Source organism: Microbacterium sp. Leaf151 (assembly GCF_001424225.1).
Classification (GTDB): Bacteria; Actinomycetota; Actinomycetes; order Actinomycetales; family Microbacteriaceae; genus Microbacterium.
Genome location: NZ_LMOR01000004.1, coordinates 169,278 through 187,967, shown reverse-complemented (window position 1 = coordinate 187,967; position 18,690 = coordinate 169,278). Strand labels below are relative to the sequence as shown.

18 protein-coding genes are annotated in these 18,690 nt (G+C 69.8%); 17 read left to right on the top strand and 1 reads right to left on the bottom strand.

What is annotated here, in order from left to right; all coding sequences use genetic code 11:
- Positions 1–290 precede the first annotated feature (290 nt).
- On the bottom strand, positions 291–716 hold the full coding sequence (locus ASF76_RS11665; protein WP_374108641.1) for a DUF1844 domain-containing protein: 426 nt from the start codon (positions 714–716) through the stop codon (positions 291–293).
- A 221-nt stretch (positions 717–937) separates the two neighbouring features.
- Between ASF76_RS11665 and infC the strand changes: the two genes are divergently transcribed.
- The 17 genes from infC (at position 938) to argH (ending at position 18,658) form a co-directional block, all read left to right on the top strand.
- Complete coding sequence (gene infC, locus ASF76_RS11660; RefSeq protein WP_082485029.1) at positions 938–1,588, top strand: translation initiation factor IF-3; 651 nt, start codon at positions 938–940, stop codon at positions 1,586–1,588.
- Positions 1,589–1,636: 48 nt separating this feature from the next.
- Positions 1,637–1,831, top strand: a complete 195-nt coding sequence (rpmI, locus tag ASF76_RS11655; RefSeq protein ID WP_013583375.1) for a 50S ribosomal protein L35 — start codon at positions 1,637–1,639, stop codon at positions 1,829–1,831.
- Positions 1,832–1,860: 29 nt separating this feature from the next.
- On the top strand, positions 1,861–2,244 hold the full coding sequence (gene rplT / locus ASF76_RS11650; protein WP_055957776.1) for a 50S ribosomal protein L20: 384 nt from the start codon (positions 1,861–1,863) through the stop codon (positions 2,242–2,244).
- Between the two features lie 161 nt (positions 2,245–2,405).
- A complete protein-coding gene (locus tag ASF76_RS11645; protein ID WP_055957772.1) occupies positions 2,406–3,203 on the top strand; it encodes a TrmH family RNA methyltransferase in 798 nt (265 codons plus the stop codon).
- Positions 3,204–3,278: 75 nt separating this feature from the next.
- Positions 3,279–4,040, top strand: coding sequence for an amino acid ABC transporter ATP-binding protein (locus tag ASF76_RS11640; protein WP_055957769.1), 762 nt, complete (start codon positions 3,279–3,281; stop codon positions 4,038–4,040).
- Between the two features lie 133 nt (positions 4,041–4,173).
- On the top strand, positions 4,174–5,076 hold the full coding sequence (locus ASF76_RS11635; RefSeq protein ID WP_055957766.1) for a glutamate ABC transporter substrate-binding protein: 903 nt from the start codon (positions 4,174–4,176) through the stop codon (positions 5,074–5,076).
- Positions 5,077–5,134: 58 nt separating this feature from the next.
- Entirely contained in the window at positions 5,135–5,791 is a 657-nt protein-coding gene (locus ASF76_RS11630) for an amino acid ABC transporter permease (protein WP_055957761.1), read from the top strand.
- Positions 5,788–6,684: an amino acid ABC transporter permease gene (locus tag ASF76_RS11625; RefSeq protein WP_055960017.1), complete on the top strand. Its 897-nt coding sequence runs from the start codon at positions 5,788–5,790 to the stop codon at positions 6,682–6,684. The genes ASF76_RS11630 and ASF76_RS11625 overlap by 4 nt, the downstream gene beginning before the upstream one ends.
- A gap of 55 nt (positions 6,685–6,739) precedes the next feature.
- Positions 6,740–7,780 carry a phenylalanine--tRNA ligase subunit alpha gene (gene pheS, locus ASF76_RS11620; protein WP_055957759.1) on the top strand — a complete coding sequence of 347 codons (1,041 nt, stop codon included), beginning with the start codon at positions 6,740–6,742 and terminating at the stop codon, positions 7,778–7,780.
- Entirely contained in the window at positions 7,780–10,290 is a 2,511-nt protein-coding gene (gene pheT, locus ASF76_RS11615; RefSeq protein WP_055957756.1) for a phenylalanine--tRNA ligase subunit beta, read from the top strand. Before pheS ends, pheT begins: the two co-directional genes overlap by 1 nt.
- A 498-nt stretch (positions 10,291–10,788) precedes the next feature.
- Entirely contained in the window at positions 10,789–11,838 is a 1,050-nt protein-coding gene (gene argC / locus ASF76_RS11610) for an N-acetyl-gamma-glutamyl-phosphate reductase (protein WP_055957754.1), read from the top strand.
- On the top strand, positions 11,835–12,992 hold the full coding sequence (gene argJ / locus ASF76_RS11605) for a bifunctional glutamate N-acetyltransferase/amino-acid acetyltransferase ArgJ (RefSeq protein WP_055957751.1): 1,158 nt from the start codon (positions 11,835–11,837) through the stop codon (positions 12,990–12,992). The genes argC and argJ overlap by 4 nt, the downstream gene beginning before the upstream one ends.
- Positions 12,989–13,891 carry an acetylglutamate kinase gene (gene argB, locus ASF76_RS11600; RefSeq protein WP_055957747.1) on the top strand — a complete coding sequence of 301 codons (903 nt, stop codon included), beginning with the start codon at positions 12,989–12,991 and terminating at the stop codon, positions 13,889–13,891. Before argJ ends, argB begins: the two co-directional genes overlap by 4 nt.
- Positions 13,888–15,105 carry an acetylornithine transaminase gene (locus ASF76_RS11595; protein ID WP_055957744.1) on the top strand — a complete coding sequence of 406 codons (1,218 nt, stop codon included), beginning with the start codon at positions 13,888–13,890 and terminating at the stop codon, positions 15,103–15,105. Before argB ends, ASF76_RS11595 begins: the two co-directional genes overlap by 4 nt.
- A complete protein-coding gene (gene argF, locus ASF76_RS11590; protein ID WP_055957741.1) occupies positions 15,102–16,025 on the top strand; it encodes an ornithine carbamoyltransferase in 924 nt (307 codons plus the stop codon). The genes ASF76_RS11595 and argF overlap by 4 nt, the downstream gene beginning before the upstream one ends.
- Complete coding sequence (locus ASF76_RS11585; protein ID WP_082485028.1) at positions 16,004–17,218, top strand: heparan-alpha-glucosaminide N-acetyltransferase domain-containing protein; 1,215 nt, start codon at positions 16,004–16,006, stop codon at positions 17,216–17,218. The genes argF and ASF76_RS11585 overlap by 22 nt, the downstream gene beginning before the upstream one ends.
- A gap of 9 nt (positions 17,219–17,227) precedes the next feature.
- On the top strand, positions 17,228–18,658 hold the full coding sequence (argH, locus tag ASF76_RS11580; protein WP_055957736.1) for an argininosuccinate lyase: 1,431 nt from the start codon (positions 17,228–17,230) through the stop codon (positions 18,656–18,658).
- Positions 18,659–18,690 lie beyond the last annotated feature (32 nt).

Sequence of the window (18,690 nt, the reverse complement as noted above, 5' to 3'; positions counted from 1 at the left end):
TCGAAGGCCGGATGCCACTGCCTCGGTCGACGGGCAAGGCATTGCGGCAATGTCGCGGCGGAGTCGGCCTTCGGCACAGGGATGCCTCTCATACCCCTGCGGGTGTCACGGCGGAGTCGGCCCGCGGTACAGGGCGCAGTGATACCTCTCATACCCTGCGGGTGTCACGGCGGAGTCGGCCTGCGGTACAGGGCGCAGTGATGCCCCCTTCCCCAGGCAATCGGGGTAGGGGCCCTGCTCTTGCCTGGGGAAGGGGGCATCACGGAGCCCAGTACCCCAGAACGAACGACCTACGTGACGGGACCCGTCCACTTCTCTCCCGGCCCCTTGCCGATCGGGTCCTGGATCGTCGACGCCTCACGGAACGCCAGCTGGAGCGAACGCAGTCCGTCGCGGAGCGATCGCGCGTGCATGTCACTGATCTCGGGGGCGCCGGCGGTGATGAGACCGGCGAGGGCGTTGATGAGCTTGCGCGCCTCGTCGAGGTCGAGCTGGTGAGTGGGATCGTCGGCAAGTCCCGTTTTGACGGCGGCGGCGCTCATGAGGTGCACGGCCGCCGTCGTGATGACCTCGACCGCGGGGACGTCCGCGATGTCGCGGGTGGCGGAGGACGCGGCGCGCTCCTGCTCTTCCCATCGCGCGAGACGTTCGTCTTCAGCTCCGTGGCGGTGCGCGGAGGGGTCTTCGGCGGGCTGGTCGGAGGGGATCGTGTCCACGTGAATCTCTCTGCTAGACTGTGGCGGGCTTCGGAGCTTTTCGCTCCGTACGAAAGAGGATCACATCCCACCCGCGCTTGCCGTTCCAGGCTACCGGGTTCCCGCACTCCGCTCCGTTTCCCACGGGGTCGCCTGGGTGCAGAAGCCGGTGCTGACAGCACCGTGCCGGGTGGCGTGTTTCTCCTCTTCGCCCGCGATTCCCTCGGATCGCGGCGGCCGTCATCCGCATACAAGAGGAGTTCCGCATCAGCGATCCCCGCACCAACGAGCGCATCCGAGTCCCGGAGGTCCGTCTCGTCGGACCCAACGGCGAGCAGGTCGGCATCGTCCGCATCGAAGCTGCGCTGCGCCTGGCCCAGGAAGCGGACCTCGACCTGGTCGAGGTTGCGCCGAGCTCGAAGCCGCCCGTGGTCAAGATCATGGATTACGGCAAGTTCAAGTACGAGGCCGCGCAGAAGGCCAAGGAGACGCGTCGTAACCAGGCGAACACCGTCCTCAAAGAGGTCCGGTTCCGTCTGAAGATCGAGGCCCACGACTACATCACCAAGCTCAAGCGCGCCGAGGGCTTCCTCCAGGCGGGCGACAAGGTGAAGGCCATGATCCTGTTCCGCGGTCGCGAGCAGTCGCGTCCCGAGCAGGGTGTGCGTCTGCTCCGCAAGTTCGCCGAAGACGTCGCCGAGTTCGGCACCGTCGAGTCGAACCCCACGATCGACGGCCGCAACATGGTGATGGTGGTCGCGCCCCACAAGAACAAGTCCGAGGTCAAGACCGAGCAGAACGCGCAGCGCGCGGCGAACCGTGAGGCGGCGCGCAGCGCTGCTCGCGGCGACTCGGACTCGGAAGAAACGCCCACCTCGGCCCCCGCCGAGTAAAGCTCCCCAGACTCCCGCTCCGCCGGGAAGACCAACGAAGGAAGACAGATGCCGAAGCAGAAGACCCACTCGGGCGCCAAGAAGCGCTTCAAGCTCACCGGTAGCGGCAAGCTCATGAAGCAGCAGGCCGGCATGCGCCACAACCTCGAAGGCAAGGCCTCGAAGCGCACCCGCCGCCTGAACCAGGAGCAGGTCCTGGCCAAGGGCGACTCGAAGGTCGCCAAGAAGCTCCTCGGTCTCTGAGCGCCGACGCACGTTAGGAAGAAACAGAAATGGCTAGAGTCAAGCGGGCAGTAAACGCCCACAAGAAGCGTCGCGTCATCCTCGAGCGCGCGTCCGGTTACCGCGGGCAGCGTTCGCGCCTGTACCGCAAGGCCAAGGAGCAGGTCACCCACTCCCTGGTCTACGCGTACCGCGACCGTCGCAAGCGCAAGGGCGACTTCCGTCGTCTGTGGATCCAGCGCATCAACGCCGCGTCCCGCCAGAACGGGCTCACCTACAACCGCTTCATCCAGGGCCTCGGCCTCGCGGGTGTGCAGGTCGACCGCCGCATGCTCGCTGAGCTCGCGGTGAACGAGCCCACCGTGTTCGCCTCGCTCGTGCAGACCGCCAAGGCGGCCCTGCCCAGCGACGTCAACGCGCCGAAGTCCGCGTAACCCGCGTCTTCTTCCCGGAACGGGCGTCCTCCTCGCGAGGGCGCCCGTTCCGCTGTTTCCCCACCCGGGCGGGTCCGCGTCGCGCTGGGCACGGCGCAGCATCCCGTCGGCGTCCGCGCGGCATCCGGAGTGCTCATCGGGGGGAGCCATACACTGAGGGCGTGCTGGAGAACCCTCGTTCGCCGCGGGTGCGCGCCGTGGCCAAGCTGAGCAAGCGTGCCGCCCGTCAAGAGACCGGACTCTTTCTGCTCGAGGGTCCTCAGGCGGCGCGAGAGGCTCTCGCGTGGGCTCCTGAGACGGTCCTCGAGGTGTACGCCACTCCCACGGCCCTCGAGAAGCACGTCGATGTGCGCGACGCCGCCGAGCAGGCCGGCGTCGACCTGCAGTACACGACCGAAGCGGTCCTGGATGCAATGGCCGACACCGTGACGCCGCAGGGCATCGTCGCGGTGGCCCGGCAGGCGCCGACGGCGCTGAAGGACGTGCTGGCGGCAGGCCCGCGGCTCATCGCCATCTGCGAGGAGGTCCGCGACCCGGGCAACCTCGGCACGATCATCCGTGCCGCCGACGCGGCGGGGGCGGATGCCGTCATCCTCACCGGACGCACCGTCGACCCCTACAACCCGAAGGTCGTCCGCTCGACGACGGGCTCGCTTTTCCACCTGCCGGTGGCCGTCGATCTCGATCTCGCCGACGTCGTGGAACGCGTGCACGAGGCGGGTCTTCGCGTCGTCGCCGCCGACGTGGGTGGTGACGACTTCCTGGCGTCGCGCGAGGTCCTCGCCGAACCGACCGCGTGGTTGTTCGGTAACGAGGCGCGGGGCCTGGATGACGAAGCGCTTGCTCGTGCCGACCTGGCGTTACGGCTGCCGATCTACGGCCGGGCCGAGTCGCTCAACCTCGCGACGGCGGCGAGCGTGTGCCTCTACGAGACGGCATTCGCGCAGCGGGCGCGCTGACGGCGGCTGTTACAGAACGGTTAAGGCGCGCGCCGGAAGGTGGTCGGCGGCGCGTCGCCCTCATAGTGTGGGGGCATGGCATCCGTTCCCCCGACGACCTCCGAGCCGCTGGTCGTCGTCTCCGACGTCCAGAAGCACTACGGGCAGTTCCAGGCGCTCAAAGACATCGACCTCACGGTCGACCGCGGCGAGGTCGTCGTGGTCATCGGTCCGTCGGGGTCGGGCAAGTCGACGCTCTGCCGCACCATCAACCGCCTCGAGACCATCACGAGCGGCACCATCACGATCGACGGCAAGGAGCTGCCCAAAGAGGGGAAGGGTCTCGCCGACCTGCGCGCCGACGTGGGCATGGTCTTCCAGTCGTTCAACCTGTTCGCGCACCTGACGATCCTCCAGAACATCACCCTCGGCCCCCTCAAGGTCCGCAAGATGAAGAAGGCGGATGCCGAGAAAGAGGCGCGCGCGCTCCTGGACCGCGTCGGCGTCGGGCACCAGGCCGACAAGCTCCCCGCCCAGCTCTCCGGCGGTCAGCAGCAGCGCGTGGCCATCGCCCGTGCCCTGGCGATGAAGCCGAAGGTCATGCTTTTCGACGAGCCCACCTCGGCCCTCGACCCCGAGATGATCAACGAAGTGCTCGACGTCATGGTCGGTCTCGCCAAGGACGGCATGACGATGGTCGTCGTCACGCACGAGATGGGCTTCGCCCGCAAGGCCGCCAACCGCGTCGTCTTCATGGCCGACGGACAGATCGTCGAGCAGGCGGCGCCCGAGCAGTTCTTCACCAACCCGCAGTCCGACCGGGCCAAAGACTTCTTGTCGAAGCTCATCACCCACTGACGGTTCCCCTGATGACGGCGACGAACGAGGAGGTTCTTCGCCGAGGCGCGAGTGTCCCACCCCCCAGGTGCTCCGCCGTGCCGTCCCCCAGACCCATACATCCGCACAGCACACGTAACCAAGGAGACATCACATGCGTAAGACACGTTTTCTCGCCGGCGCGAGCATCGTCGCCGCCGGCCTGCTGGCCCTGACGGCCTGCAACAGCGGCACCCCCGGCGCGGCACCCGGCGCCGAAGGCGACGGAGCCGACACGACCCAGCTGTGGGAGGTCGCCTCCGACGTCTCCCTCGAGGGCAGCTTCACCTTCGACCGCATGACGTCGGCCGACAAGGTCGTCGTCGGCGTCAAGGAAGACCAGCCGGGACTCGGCTTCAAGGACCCGGTCTCGAACGAGCGCGGCGGCTTCGACGTCGAGATCGCGCAGTGGATCGCCGCTTCCCTCGGCTTCGACGCCGACCAGATCGAGTACAAGACGATCCCTTCGGCCAACCGCGAGCAGGAGCTGGTGAACGGCAACGTCGACTACTACGTCGGCACCTACTCCATCACCGACAAGCGCAAGCAGCAGATCGACTTCGCCGGCCCCTACCTGATCACCGGTCAGGGCCTGCTCGTCGCCGCCGACAACGACGACATCTCCGGTCCCGACGACCTCGCGGGCAAGATCGTGTGCTCGGTGACCGGTTCGACGCCGCTCCAGCGCATCCGCGACGAGTACAACCCCGGCGACACCGTCGAATACGACACCTACACGCAGTGCCTCGAGCAGCTGCGCGCCGGTTCGGTCGACGCCGTCACGACCGACCAGGCGATCCTCGCCGGGTACGTCGCGCAGGAGCCCGACGCCTTCAAGATCGCCGGTGACACCTTCAGCGAAGAGCGCTACGGCGTGGGCGTGCCCAAGGGCGACACCGTGCTGAAGGACCACATCAACACCCTCTTCAACGACGGTGGCGATGTGTGGACCGCGCTGTTCGACAAGAACCTCGCACCCTCCGGCATCGAGGCCGAGCAGCCCACCGCCGACGAGTGACCCGTTCGGGGGCCGCGTGTCGCGCGGCCCCCGAACCCCTTCGAGATAAGGACCACGCATGGGTGTCATCACCGACAACCTCGACATCTGGGGCGAAGCGCTCGTCGGCACGCTCGTGCTCTTCTTCGCCGGCGGCGCGCTGGCGCTCGTAATCGGCATCATCGTCGGCGCGATGCGTGTCTCGCCGGTGCCCGTCGCGCGCGGCGTGGGCACGTTCTACGTCAGCGTCATCCGCAACACCCCGCTGACGCTGGTCTTCTTCGCCTTCGTGTTCGCGCTTCCGCCCCTGTTGGGGCTGCGGCTCACCGGCGACGTGTCGCTCACCCTCGGCATCTGCGCCCTGGGCATCTACACGGCCACCTACGTCGCCGAGGCGATCCGTTCCGGCGTCAACACCGTGCCGGTCGGTCAGGCGGAGGCCGCGCGCGCCCTCGGCCTGAGCTTCGGGCAGGTGATGTCGCTCGTTATCCTCCCGCAGGCGTTCCGCTCCGTCATCCCGCCGATGATGAGCGTGTTCATCGCCCTGCTGAAGAACACCACCGTCGCCGCCGGGTTCTCGATCGTGAACCTCGGGTCGGTGCGCAACTACCTCAGTGAGCGCGGCGAGAACGCGTTCATCGTCATCCTGTGGATCATGGTCGTCTTCGTCGCGCTGGTGCTCCTCCTGTCGTGGCTGCAGCGAACGCTCGAGAATCGATGGAGGGTCGCACGATGAGCAGCGTCCTGTACGACGTCCCCGGCCCGAAGGCGATCGCGCGCAACCGCATCCTCGGGGTGCTGACGATCGTCGTTGTCCTCGCGATCGTCGGCTTCTTCGTCTGGCGCCTCGCCGACACCGGGCAGTTCACCGCCCAGAAGTGGTCGGCCTTCACCTATACGAACGTGTGGGCGAGCATTCTCGACGCCACCCTGGCGACCCTCGCCGCCTTCGCGGCGGCGGCGGTCGGTGCCCTGGCGCTCGGCTTCGTCCTGGCCATCGGCCGGCTCTCCGACCACAAGTGGGTGCGCTGGCCCTTCACGGCCGTCATCGAGGTCTTCCGCGCGATCCCCGTGCTGGTCTTCATGTTCCTGCTGTACTACGGCTTCCCCGTGATCGGCATCCGCATGGAACCGTACTGGGCCGTGGTCATCGCCCTCGTCTGCTACAACGGCTCAGTCCTCGCGGAGGTCATCCGCGCCGGTGTGGAGTCGCTGCCGAGCGGACAGGCCGAGGCCGGCTACGCCGTGGGTCTGCGCAAGGCGGGCGTCATGCGCCTGATCCTGCTCCCGCAGGCGATCCGCGCGATGATGCCGGTCATCATCGCTCAGCTCGTCGTCACCCTGAAGGACACGGCGCTCGGTTTCGTCATCACCTATCCCGAGCTGCTCTTCTACGCGAAGTACATCGGCGCGCAGCCGAGCGTCGGTTCGCCCATCATCCCGGCCACGATCATCGTCGGTGCGATCTACATCGCGCTCTGCCTGATCCTGTCGTTCGTGGCGACCCTGGTCGAGAAGCGTCTGCGCCGCTCGCCGCGGGGCGACGTCGCCGCTCCCGTGCAGCCTCTCCAGCAGGGTGCCACCGACACCTCCCTGATCGTCGCCCAGCGCGGCGGCTCGGCGACCTGAGCCGATCTGTCGACGGGCGGGGGAGTGTCCCCGCCCGTCGGTAGACTCTCATCTCGTGTCCGACGCACCTGAGATCACCCCCGAGGCCGTCGCCTCCGCCGTCGATGCCGCCCTCGCGGCCATCGCCGCGGCCGCGACCACGGCCGAGTTGAAAGCCGCCCGCTCCGCGCACACCGGTGACCAGTCCGCCCTCGCGCGGCTGAACGCCCAGATGCGCCAGGTCGCCCCCGACCAGAAGGCCGCCGTCGGCAAGCTCGTCGGTCAGGCCCGCGGGCAGGTGAACCAGGCGCTCGTCGCCCGCGAGGCCGAGTTGGCCGAGGCCGAGACGGCATCGCAGCTCGAGGCCGAGCGCATCGACGTCACGGCGCTGCCGCAGCGCGCCCGCGTGGGGGCACGGCATCCCATATCCCTTCTGCAGGAGCAGGTGTCCGACATCTTCGTCGGCATGGGGTGGGAGATCGCCGAAGGCCCCGAGCTCGAGCACGAGTGGTTCAACTTCGACGCGCTGAACTTCGACGTCGACCACCCCGCCCGCCAGATGCAGGACACGTTCTTCGTCGACCCGGTCGCCCGTCACCTGGTGCTGCGCACGCACACCAGCCCCGTGCAGGTGCGTTCGATGCTCGAGCGCGATCTGCCGATCTACGTGCTGTGCCCGGGCCGCGTGTACCGCACCGACGAGTTCGACGCCACGCACCTGCCGGTGTTCACGCAGTTCGAGGGTCTCGTCATCGACAAGGGCATCACGATGGCGCACCTGAAGGGCACGCTCGACCACGCCGCGCGCGTGCTGTTCGGCCCCGAGGCCAAGACGCGTTTCCGCGCCAACTTCTTCCCCTTCACCGAGCCGAGCGCCGAACTCGACCTGTGGCACCCGACCTTCAAGGGCGGTGCGCGCTGGATCGAGTGGGGCGGCTGCGGCATGGTGAACCCCAACGTCCTGCGGGCGGCCGGCATCGATCCCGAGGAGTACTCGGGCTTCGCATTCGGCATGGGCATCGAGCGCACGCTCATGTTCCGCAGCGACGTGCAAGACATGCGCGACATGGCCGAGGGCGATGTGCGCTTCAGCGAGCAGTTCGGAATGGTGGTCTGATGCGCGTCCCGCTCTCCTGGTTGCGCGAGTACGTCGACGTGCCCGTCGAGGCGACTCCCGAAGACGTGCTCGAAGCACTGGTGTCCGTCGGCTTCGAAGAAGAAGACGTGCACCGCTTCGAGCTGTCCGGCCCCATCGTCGTCGGAGAGGTGAAGGAGTTCACCCCCGAGCCGCAGTCCAACGGCAAGACCATCCGCTGGTGCCAGGTCGACGTCGGTGCCGAGAACGGGGGAGTGCGCGGCGTCGTCTGCGGCGCAGGCAACTTCTTCGAGGGCGACAAGGTCGTGGTGACCCTCCCCGGCTCGGTCCTACCAGGGCCGTTCCCCATCGCTGCACGGAAGACCTACGGGCACGTGTCCGACGGCATGATCGCCTCGGCGAAGGAGCTGGGTCTCGGCAGCGAGCACTCCGGCATCCTGCGTCTGATCGACCTCGGCATCGACGCGCCCGTCGGAACGGATGCCATCGCGCTGCTGGGGCTCGACGACCTCGCCGTCGAGATCAACGTCACTCCCGACCGCGGCTACGCCCTGTCGCTGCGCGGCGTCGCCCGCGAGTACTCGCACGCCACGGGCGCCGCCTTCCGCGACCCGGGGACCGGTCACGACGACGCCGTCGCCCGCACACCGCAGGGCTTCTCGGTCGCGGTCGACGACAAGGCGCCCATCCGCGGACGCGCGGGCGCGACGGAGTTCGTCGCCCGCATCGTGCGCGACGTCGACCCCTCGCGCCCGACGCCGCCGTGGATGATCACGCGCCTGTCGTTGGCCGGCATCCGCTCGCTCGGGGTGCTCATCGACATCACCAACTACGTCATGCTCGAGCTCGGCCAGCCCATCCACGGCTACGACCTCGACCGGTTGCAGGGCGGCCTCACCGTGCGCCGTGCGGAGCAGGGCGAGAAGCTCGAGACCCTCGACGGCCAGGTTCGTACGCTCAATGCCGAAGACCTGTTGATCACCGACGAGTCGGGCCCCATCGGCCTCGCCGGCGTCATGGGCGGCGGTCCCACCGAGATGAGCGATGCGACGCGCAACGTGCTCATCGAAGCGGCGACCTTCGACCAGGTGTCGATCGCCCGTACCGCCCGCCGGCACAAGCTGCCTTCGGAGGCGTCACGCCGCTTCGAGCGCGGTGTCGACCCGCTCGTGCCCTACGTCGCCGCCGAGCGCGTGGCATCGCTGATGGTCGAACTCGCCGGCGGCACGCTCGACACCGAGCTCGGCGGTTCACTGTCGTCGACCTATCGACGCGAGCCGATCACGCTGCCCACGGGCTTCGTGTCGGGGCTGATCGGCGTCGACTACACCGACGACGAGACCGTCTCGGCGCTGCGCCTCATCGGCTGCTCCGTCGCGCAGGGCGACGCCGGCTGGGCGGTGACCGCGCCGTCGTGGCGCCACGACCTGACCGACAAATGGACGCTCGCCGAAGAGGTGGCCCGCATCGAGGGTTACGACCGCATCCCCTCGGTGCTCCCCACTCCGCCCTCCGGGCGCGGCCTGACCGCCGCCCAGCAGGGGCGCCGACGCGTGTCGAACGCGCTGGCCTCGGCCGGATTCGTCGAGACGCCGTCGTTCCCGTTCACCACCGAGGAGCAGAACGCGCTGCACGGCTCGCCCTCGGGCGACAAGCTGCCGAGTGTGAAGCTCGCCAACCCGCTCGACGGGCTGTCGCCGTTCCTCCGCCGGTCCCTCGTGCCGGCCCTGCTGCAGGTGGCGCACCGCAACGTCTCGCGCGGCATCGTCGACCTGGCCCTGTTCGAGGTCGGCACGGTGTTCCTGCCCAAGCCCGGCGTGCAGTACGGCACCGTGTCGGTGCCGCCCTTGGCGGTGCGTCCGGATGCCGCGACCCTCACCGCCCTCGACGCCTCGATCCCGCCGCAGCGCCGCCACATCGCCGTGCTGCTCGCCGGACATACGGTGCCGAAGCAGCCCGGGCAGCCGGCCGTGGCCGCCGATCTCGCCGACGCGGTCGACGCCGTGCGCGTGCTGGCCGCGGCCGCCGGCCTCGACATCGAGCTCGTGCAGGCGCAGCGCGCGGCCCTGCACCCCGGACGCACCGCCCGCGTGCTCGCGGCGGGGCACGACATCGGTTACGTCGGCGAGCTGCTTCCCGCGGTCGCAGCCGGAGCCGACCTGCCGGGCCGGGTGCTCGTCGCCGAGCTCGATCTCGATGCGATGCTCGACCTCGCGCAGGCCCGCGTGGTCGCGGCCTCGCTCTCGGGCTTCCCGGCGGCGACGCAGGACGTCTCGCTCACCGTGCCGCTCGACGTGGCGGCCGGCGCCGTGCGCGCGGCGCTCATCGAGGGGGGCGCACCGCTCCTCGAGGGCGCGCGCCTGGTCGACGACTATCGCGGCCCCGGGCTCGCCGAGGGCGCGAAGAGCCTGACGTTCGCGCTGCGGTTCCGCGCCGACGATCGCACGCTCACCGCGGCCGAGGCGACGGATGCCAAGCTCGCCGGCGTCGCGGTGGCCGCCGAGCGATTCGGCGCCGCCATCCGCGACTGAACGCTCGATCCGAGGCGCCGCCGGCTCCCGCCGTGCGGCGCTTCGGCGTCGAAAGGCCCGGGATGCTCCGGCTGCCGTGCCGCTTCGGCGTCGAAAGGCCCGGGATGCTCCGGCTGCCGTGCCGCTTCGGCGTCGAAAGGCCCGGGATGCTCCGGCCGCCGTGCCGCTTCGGCGTGAGAACGCACGAAACGCCCCGCGCGCCTCGCCGCGCCTCGTGAACGGCACGCCCGACCCGCCCTGCCTCCGCCGCGGGGTGTTTCGGCATTCTCCCCGCCCGCGCCGATTTGCCCGCCCGCCCGCGGGGCGGCTACCCTCGCCACATGTCGTCGAACAACGTGCGCCCCGAGGAGCTCTCCGTGAGCACCGGTGGCGAGCGTCGACGTCGGGTCACGCGCCGACTCTCGGCGACCTCGTAAACCCGCCGACGGTCGGGCATGCGGGCGTCGCCGCCCCGGTTCACGCTGATTCAGCACACGCCCCGACTCCTAAGGTAGAAACATGACCCTCTCGGTCGCCGTCTCCGGCGCTTCCGGCTATGCGGGCGGCGAGATCCTGCGCTTGCTCGCGGCCCATCCCGATATCGAGATCCGCACGGTCACCGCGCACTCCAGCGCCGGCCAGCCGCTCGTCGCGCACCAGCCGCACCTTCGCTCTCTCGCCCACCTCGAGCTGCAGGCCACGACACCCGAGGTGCTCGCGGGGCACGACGTGGTGGTCCTCGCCCTTCCGCACGGGCAGTCGGCGCAGTACACCGACGCGCTCGCCGACACACCACTGGTGATCGACGCCGGCGCCGACCATCGGCTGACCTCGCCCGCAGACTGGGCGACGTTCTACGGGGGAGACCACCCCGAGCCGTGGGCGTACGGGGTGCCGGAACTCACCGTCGGCGGTGTCAAGCAGCGCGAGCACCTCCGCGGTGCGACCCGCATCGCCGCCCCCGGGTGCAACGCCTCGACCGTCGCACTCTCGCTCGCCCCGGGCGTCGCCGCCGGGGTGATCGACCCGGGCGACATCGTCTCGGTGCTCGCGGTGGGCCCGAGCGGTGCCGGCAAGGCCGCCAAGACCAACCTGCTCGCCAGCGAGATCCTCGGTTCTGCGAATCCGTATGCCGTCGGCGGTACGCATCGTCACATCCCCGAGATCCGCCAGGCACTCGTCGCCGCGGGAGCCCCGGCCGACGGCATCCGGCTCTCCTTCACCCCGGTGCTCGTGCCGATGTCGCGGGGCATCCTCGCCACGTCGACCGCTCCGATCCGCGCAGGCGCGACGGATGCCGAGATCCGCGCCGCGTGGGAGGCCGCGTACGCCGACGAACCCTTCGTCGAACTGCTTCCGGCGGGGGTGTTCCCCCGTACGGCCGACGTGCTGGGTGCAAACATCGCCTCGCTCGGGCTGGCGATCGACCGGGGAGCGAACCGGGTCATCGTGGTCGCCGCCGTCGACAACCTCGTCAAGGGCACGGCCGGTGCCGCCGTGCAGTCCATGAACATCGCGCTGGGCCTCGACGAGGCCACCGCCCTTCCCCTGAATGGAGTCGCCCCGTGAGCGTGACCGTCGCCGCCGGATTCGAAGCGGCCGGGGTCGCCGTAGGGCTGAAGTCGACCGGCGCGCGTGACGTCGCCGTCGTCGTCAACCGCGGGCCTCGGAAGGTGGGAGCGGCGGTGTTCACGTCGAACCGCGCGAAGGCCAACCCCATCCTGTGGTCGGAGCAGGTCGTGAAGGACGGCGTCGTCGAGGCGGTCGTGCTCAACTCCGGCGGCGCGAACTGCTTCACCGGCTCGTTCGGCTTCCAGACGACTCACCAGACCGCCGAGCGTGTCGCCGAGCTCCTCGGTGTCGGCGCGGGCGACGTGGTCGTGTGCTCGACGGGGCTCATCGGCACGGGTGACGAGGTGTTCCGCGCCAAAGTGCTCGACGGTGTCGAGCAGGGTGTCGCAGCACTCTCCGCGGACGGCGGCGACGACGCTTCTCTCGCGATCATGACGACCGACTCGAAGCCCAAGCGGGCCGTCCACACCGGCGACGGGTGGGCGATCGGCGGCATGGCCAAGGGCGCCGGCATGCTCGCACCGGGCCTTGCCACGATGCTCGTCGTCATCACCACCGACGTCGTACTGGAACCCTCCGAAGCGGATGCCGCGCTCCGTGCCGCCACCCGGGTGAGCTTCGACCGGCTGGACTCCGACGGGTGCATGTCGACCAACGACCAGGTGACGCTCATGGCGAGCGGGGCCAGTGGCATCCATCTCTCCGCCAATGAGTTCACCGCCGCTCTGACCGCGGTGTGCGACGACCTCGCCACCCAGTTGCAGGGCGACGCCGAGGGGGCGAGCCACGACATCACCATCCGGGTGATCGGCGCCGCCACCGAGGACGACGCGGTCGAGGTGGGCCGCTCGATCGCCCGGAACAACCTGTTCAAGGCCGCGATCTTCGGGAACGATCCCAACTGGGGACGCGTGCTCGCGGCCATCGGCACGACCGACGCGGATTTCGACCCCTACGACGTCGACGTGTCGATGAACGGTGTGCGCGTCTGCACCGCCGGCGGCCCCGACCGCCCTCGCGAAGACGTCGACCTCACCCCCCGCGCGACCGACCTCGTCGTCGACCTGCGCGTCGGGTCGGCTGCGGCCACCATTCGCACCAACGACCTCACGCACGATTACGTCCACGAGAACAGCGCCTACTCCTCATGACCCACGTCGATCTTCAAGACACAGATCCCGCTGAAGCCAGCGAACGGGCGGTCACGCTCGTGGAGTCGCTGCCGTGGGTGCGCAAGTACCGCGACCAGGTGGTGGTGGTGAAGTACGGCGGCAACGCCATGGTCAGCGAAGAACTGCAGGACGCGTTCGCCGCCGACATCGCCTACCTCCGCTACGTGGGCGTCAAGCCCGTCGTCGTGCACGGCGGAGGACCGCAGATCTCGTCGATGCTGAACCGACTCGACATCCCCAGCGAATTCCGCGGCGGCTACCGCGTGACCTCGACCGAGGCGATCGGTGTCGTGCGCATGGTGCTCACGGGCCAGATCAACCCGCAGCTGGTGGCCAAGGTCAATGCGCACGGCCCGTTGGCGACGGGCCTCAGCGGTGAGGACGCGGGCCTCTTCGGCGGTCGTCGTCGCGGCGTGGTCGTCGACGGCGTCGAGCACGACCTCGGGCGTGTCGGCGACGTCGTCACCGTCGACCCGCAGACCGTGCTCGACCACCTCGCCGCGGGTCGCGTGCCGATCGTGTCGAGCATCGCGCCCGACCTCGACAACCCGGGCACGTCGTTGAACGTGAACGCGGATGCCGCGGCGGCCGCTCTCGCGACGGCGCTCAACGCCAAGAAGCTCGTCGTGCTGACCGACGTGCCCGGTCTCTACGCCGACTGGCCGAACCGGGACTCGCTCGTGTCGCACCTGACCTCGACGGAGCTGCGCGCGATGCTGCCGAAGCTCGAGTCGGGCATGATCCCGAAGATGCAGGCGTGCCTCGACGCGGTCGAGGGCGGCGTGCCCACGGCCGCCATCATCGACGGACGCGTGCCGCACTCGGTACTCGTCGAATTGTTCACCAACAAGGGAATCGGAACGGAGGTGGTCGCATGACCACCGCAACCTGGCAGGAGGACGCCGGACGCGACCTCGTCCGCAGCTTCGGCGACCGGATGGCCCTGTTCGTGCGCGGGCAGGGTGCCTACGTCTGGGACAGCGACGACAAGAAGTATCTCGATTTCCTCGCGGGCATCGCCGTCAACGCCCTGGGCCATGCCCACCCGGTGTTCGTGCAGGCGCTGACGGCGCAGGCGTCGACGCTTTCGCACGTCTCGAACTACTTCGCCACGCCCCCGCAGCTGGCGATGGCCGCGCGCCTCAAGCGCCTCGCGGGCACGGGGGAGTCGGGTCGGGTCTACTTCGGCAACTCCGGTGCCGAGGCCAACGAGGCGGCGCTGAAACTCGCGCGCCTGCACGGCCGCGGCACCGACCGCACCCGCATCCTGACGCTGAAGGGCGGCTTCCACGGCCGCACGATGGGTGCGCTGGCCCTCACGGGCAAGCCGGCGCTCCAGGCCGACTTCCTCCCCATGGTGTCCGGCGTCGAGCACATCGACGCGACCATCGATGCTCTCGACGCCGCGATGGACGAGCGCGTCGCCGCCCTGCTCGTCGAGCCCATCCAGGGTGAGGCCGGGGTGGTCGAATTGCCCGAGGGGTACCTGCAGGCGGCGCGCGAGATCACCGAGCGGCACGGCGCCCTGCTGATCGTGGACGAGATCCAGACCGGCGCCGGACGCACCGGTGCGTGGTTCGCCTTCCAGCACGCCGGCATCGTGCCCGACGCCATCACGGTGGCGAAGGGCATCGGCGGCGGCTTCCCCATCGGCGCGCTGATCACCTTCGGCGCGGCCAGCGATCTGTTCTTCCCCGGCACGCACGGCTCGACCTTCGGCGGCAACGCCCTCGGCACCGCCGTCGGCGGCGCCGTGTTGGAAGAGATCGAGTCGGCGGGTCTGGTCGACAACGCCGCGCGCCGCGAGACGCAGCTGCGCGAGGGCATCGCCGCGCTCGGCTCTCCGCTGATCTCGGGCGTCCGCGGTCGTGGCCTTCTGCTGGGCATCGGGCTCACGAGTCCGGTCGCCAAGGCCGTCGTCGCCGCCGCACAGCAGCACGGTCTGATCGTGAACGCCGCGAACGACGACACCATCCGCATCGCGCCGCCGCTGACGATCGGGGATGCCGAGGTGGCCGGGTTCCTCGAGCTGTTCGGCGCTGCGCTCGCCACCGTCTCCGATGCCCTGATCCTCGAAGGAGCCCCCGCGTGACCCGCCATCTGCTGCGTGACGACGACCTGACCCCGGCCGAACAGGCCGAGATCCTCGACCTCGCCATCGAGCTGAAGAAGGACCGCTGGTCGCAGAAGCCGCTCGAGGGCCCGCAGACCGTCGCGGTGATCTTCGACAAGTCGTCGACCCGAACGCGCGTGTCGTTCGCCGTGGGCATCGCCGACCTGGGTGGCTCACCGCTGATCATCTCCACCGCCAACAGTCAGCTCGGTGGTAAGGAGACCCCCTCCGACACCGCGCGCGTGCTCGAGCGTCAGGTGGCCGCGATCGTCTGGCGCACCTACGCGCAGGCGGGGCTGGAAGAGATGGCGCGCGGCACCCGGGTGCCGGTCGTGAATGCGTTGAGCGACGACTTCCACCCGTGCCAGCTGCTCGCCGATCTGCTCACGATCCGGGAGCACAAGGGCGACCTGAAGGGGCTGACCCTGTCGTTCTTCGGCGACGGGCGCAGCAACATGGCCCACTCGTATGTCCTCGCCTGCGTCACCGCCGGCATGCACGTGCGCGTCGCCGCACCCGCCGACTACGCACCCCGGGCCGACGTGATCGCGGACGCGGAGCGCATCGCCGCCGAGACCGGGGGATCGATCACGCTCTCGAGCGACCCGGAGGCCGCGGCATCCGGAGCCGACGTCGTCGTCACCGACACCTGGGTGTCGATGGGCAAAGAGGAGGAGAAGATCGCGCGCATCCGCGATCTCGGCGGGTTCAAGGTCACGACCGAGCTCATGACGCGGGCCGCCGGCGACGCGATCTTCATCCACTGCCTCCCCGCCGACCGCGGCTATGAGGTCGACGCCGAGGTCATCGACGGACCGCAGAGCGTGGTGTGGGACGAGGCCGAGAACCGCCTCCACGCCCAGAAGGCGTTGCTGGTGTGGCTTCTGCGTCAGCAGTGACCACCTCGCCGATCGGTCGCGCCTGGGCCCGTTTCGACGGGCCGGGCCGGCTGGTGGGCGTGGATCTCGCGCGCGGCCTCGCGGTGCTGGGCATGCTGGCCGCGCACCTGCTCGACACCGAGCGCCGGCTCACCCTCGACCCCGACACCTGGGTCACCCTGGTCAACGGACGTTCCTCGATCCTGTTCGCGACCCTCGCGGGCGTCTCGATTGCGCTCGTGACCGGCGGATGGCGCCCGATCGGAGCGGAGCGCCGCCCCCGCGCCGGCGCGCGACTGGCCCTGCGGGGAGCGATGCTCTGGGTCATCGGCATGCTGCTGGTGGCCACCGGAGTGCCGGTCTACGTCATCCTGCCCGCGTACGCCCTGCTGTTCGTGCTGGCCCTGCCGTTCCTCGGGATGCGCGCGCGGGGGCTGTTCATCGCTGCGGGGGTGCTCGCGCTCGTGATGCCGTGGATCCAGCCGGTGCTCGACGCGGCTCCCATCTGGGCGGGGCGCGCGGGCGCGGAGATCTCCGCGGCGGTCGGGTGGAACTATCCGTTCACGGTGTGGATCGCGTTCCTGCTCGCCGGGATGGGTGTCGGGCGGCTCGACCTGCGTCGACTCGACGTGCAGGCCGCGCTCGTGACGGCGGGCGGGGCTCTTCTGCTCGCGGGCTACGGCGCTGCCCTCGCGACCGCGCCCGCCGTCGCGGGAAGCCCGTACCTGGCGACCGTGCTGACCGCAGAGGACCACTCCTCGGGGCTGTGGGAGGTCATCGGGTCGGGCGGGTTCGCGATCGCCGCGATCGGTGTCTGCCTGCTGATCTGCCGCACCCCGCTGCGGTGGGTGGCCGTGCCGCTGCGGGCGGTCGGATCCATGCCCCTGACGGCCTACGTGCTGCAGCTGGTCGTGTGGGCCCTCGTCGCCCTCGCCCTGCTCGGCGACACGGGCGACCTGTACGGCATCCGCGAGGCGGGGCTGTTCCTGCCCCTGACCCTGGGTCTCGTCGCCGGGTGCACGGTGTGGGCGCTCACCCTCGGTCGCGGTCCGCTGGAGTGGCTCATCGACCTCGTGGTGCGTCTCGTCGTGGGACGGGATGCCACTGCCGGCCCCGCCGCGTCGCGCGCGGGCTCCGGCACGGGTACGGGGACCGGCTCCGGCTCCGGCTCCGGCTCAGGCTCCGGCTCCGGCGGTGTCGGCGGCCCTCGGTAGGCTGGGGGCATGAGTCACGAGAGCGGTCAGACGACGAACGAGGGCGCCCTGTGGGGGGCCCGTTTCTCGGGCGGACCGTCTCCCGAACTGGCGGCGCTGAGCCGCTCGACCCACTTCGACTGGGATCTCGCGCTCTACGACATCGCCGGTTCTCACGCCCACGCGGCCGCTCTGGAGTCGGCCGGATACCTCACGGCCGACGAAGCGCGGATCATGCACGACGGTCTCGACGAGCTCACCGCCCGTGTGCGCGACGGCTCGCTCGTCGCGGCTCCCGGCGATGAAGACGTGCACGGTGCCCTCGAGCGCGTGCTCATCGAGACGGTCGGTCCGGCCGTCGGCGGCAAGCTCCGCGCCGGTCGCAGCCGCAACGACCAGATCGCCACCCTGGTGCGGCTCTACCTGCTCGATCACGCCCGCACCATCACCCGTGAGGTGCTCCGCCTCGTCGACGCCCTCGTCGCCCAGGCCGAGGCGCACGAAAGCGCCATCATGCCCGGCCGTACGCACCTGCAGCACGCCCAGCCCGTGCTGCTCGCGCATCACCTGCAGGCCTACGGATGGGCGTTCACGCGCGGCATCGAGCGCCTGCGCGACTGGTCGGTGCGCGCCTCGGTGTCGCCGTACGGCGGCGGTGCGCTCGCCGGGGCCACCCTGGGCCTCGACCCGCAGCTCGTGGCCGACCGTCTGGGGCTGGCGCGCCCCGCCGAGAACTCGCTCGACGGCACCGCCTCGCGTGATGTCGTGGCCGAGTTCGCGTTCATCGCCGCGATGATCGGCGTCGACCTGTCGCGGTTGTCCGAAGACATCATCCTGTGGAACACACGCGAGTTCGGCTTCGTCACCCTCGACGACGCGTACTCGACCGGGTCGAGCATCATGCCGCAGAAGAAGAACCCCGACATCGCCGAGCTCGCTCGCGGCAAGGCCGGACGCCTGATCGGCAACCTGTCGGGTCTGCTCGCCACGCTCAAGGGTCTGCCGCTGGCCTACAACCGCGATCTGCAGGAAGACAAGGAGCCGGTCTTCGATTCCGTGCGCACCCTCGAGCTCGTCCTGCCCGCTTTCTCCGGCATGATCGCAACCCTCCGCTTCCACACCGACCGCATGGCCGAGCTCGCCCCGCAGGGATTCTCGCTGGCCACCGACGTCGCCGAGTGGCTCGTGCGTCAGGGCGTCGCGTTCCGTGACGCGCACGAGATCTCGGGCTCCCTCGTGCGGGCGTGCGAGGAGCGCGAGATCGGGCTCGAAGACGCCGATGACGCTCTCCTGGCATCCGTGTCACCGTCGCTCACCCCCGCCGTGCGCGAGGTGTTGACCATCGAAGGCTCGGTGGCGAGTCGCACGGGTGCGGGCGGCACGGCTCCCGAGCGCGTGCGCGAGCAGCGTGAAGACCTCGTGGCCCGCGCGCAGGCCGCCTCCCGGACACTCATCGGCTGAGTATCAGTCATTCACTTATCAAAATGAAATGA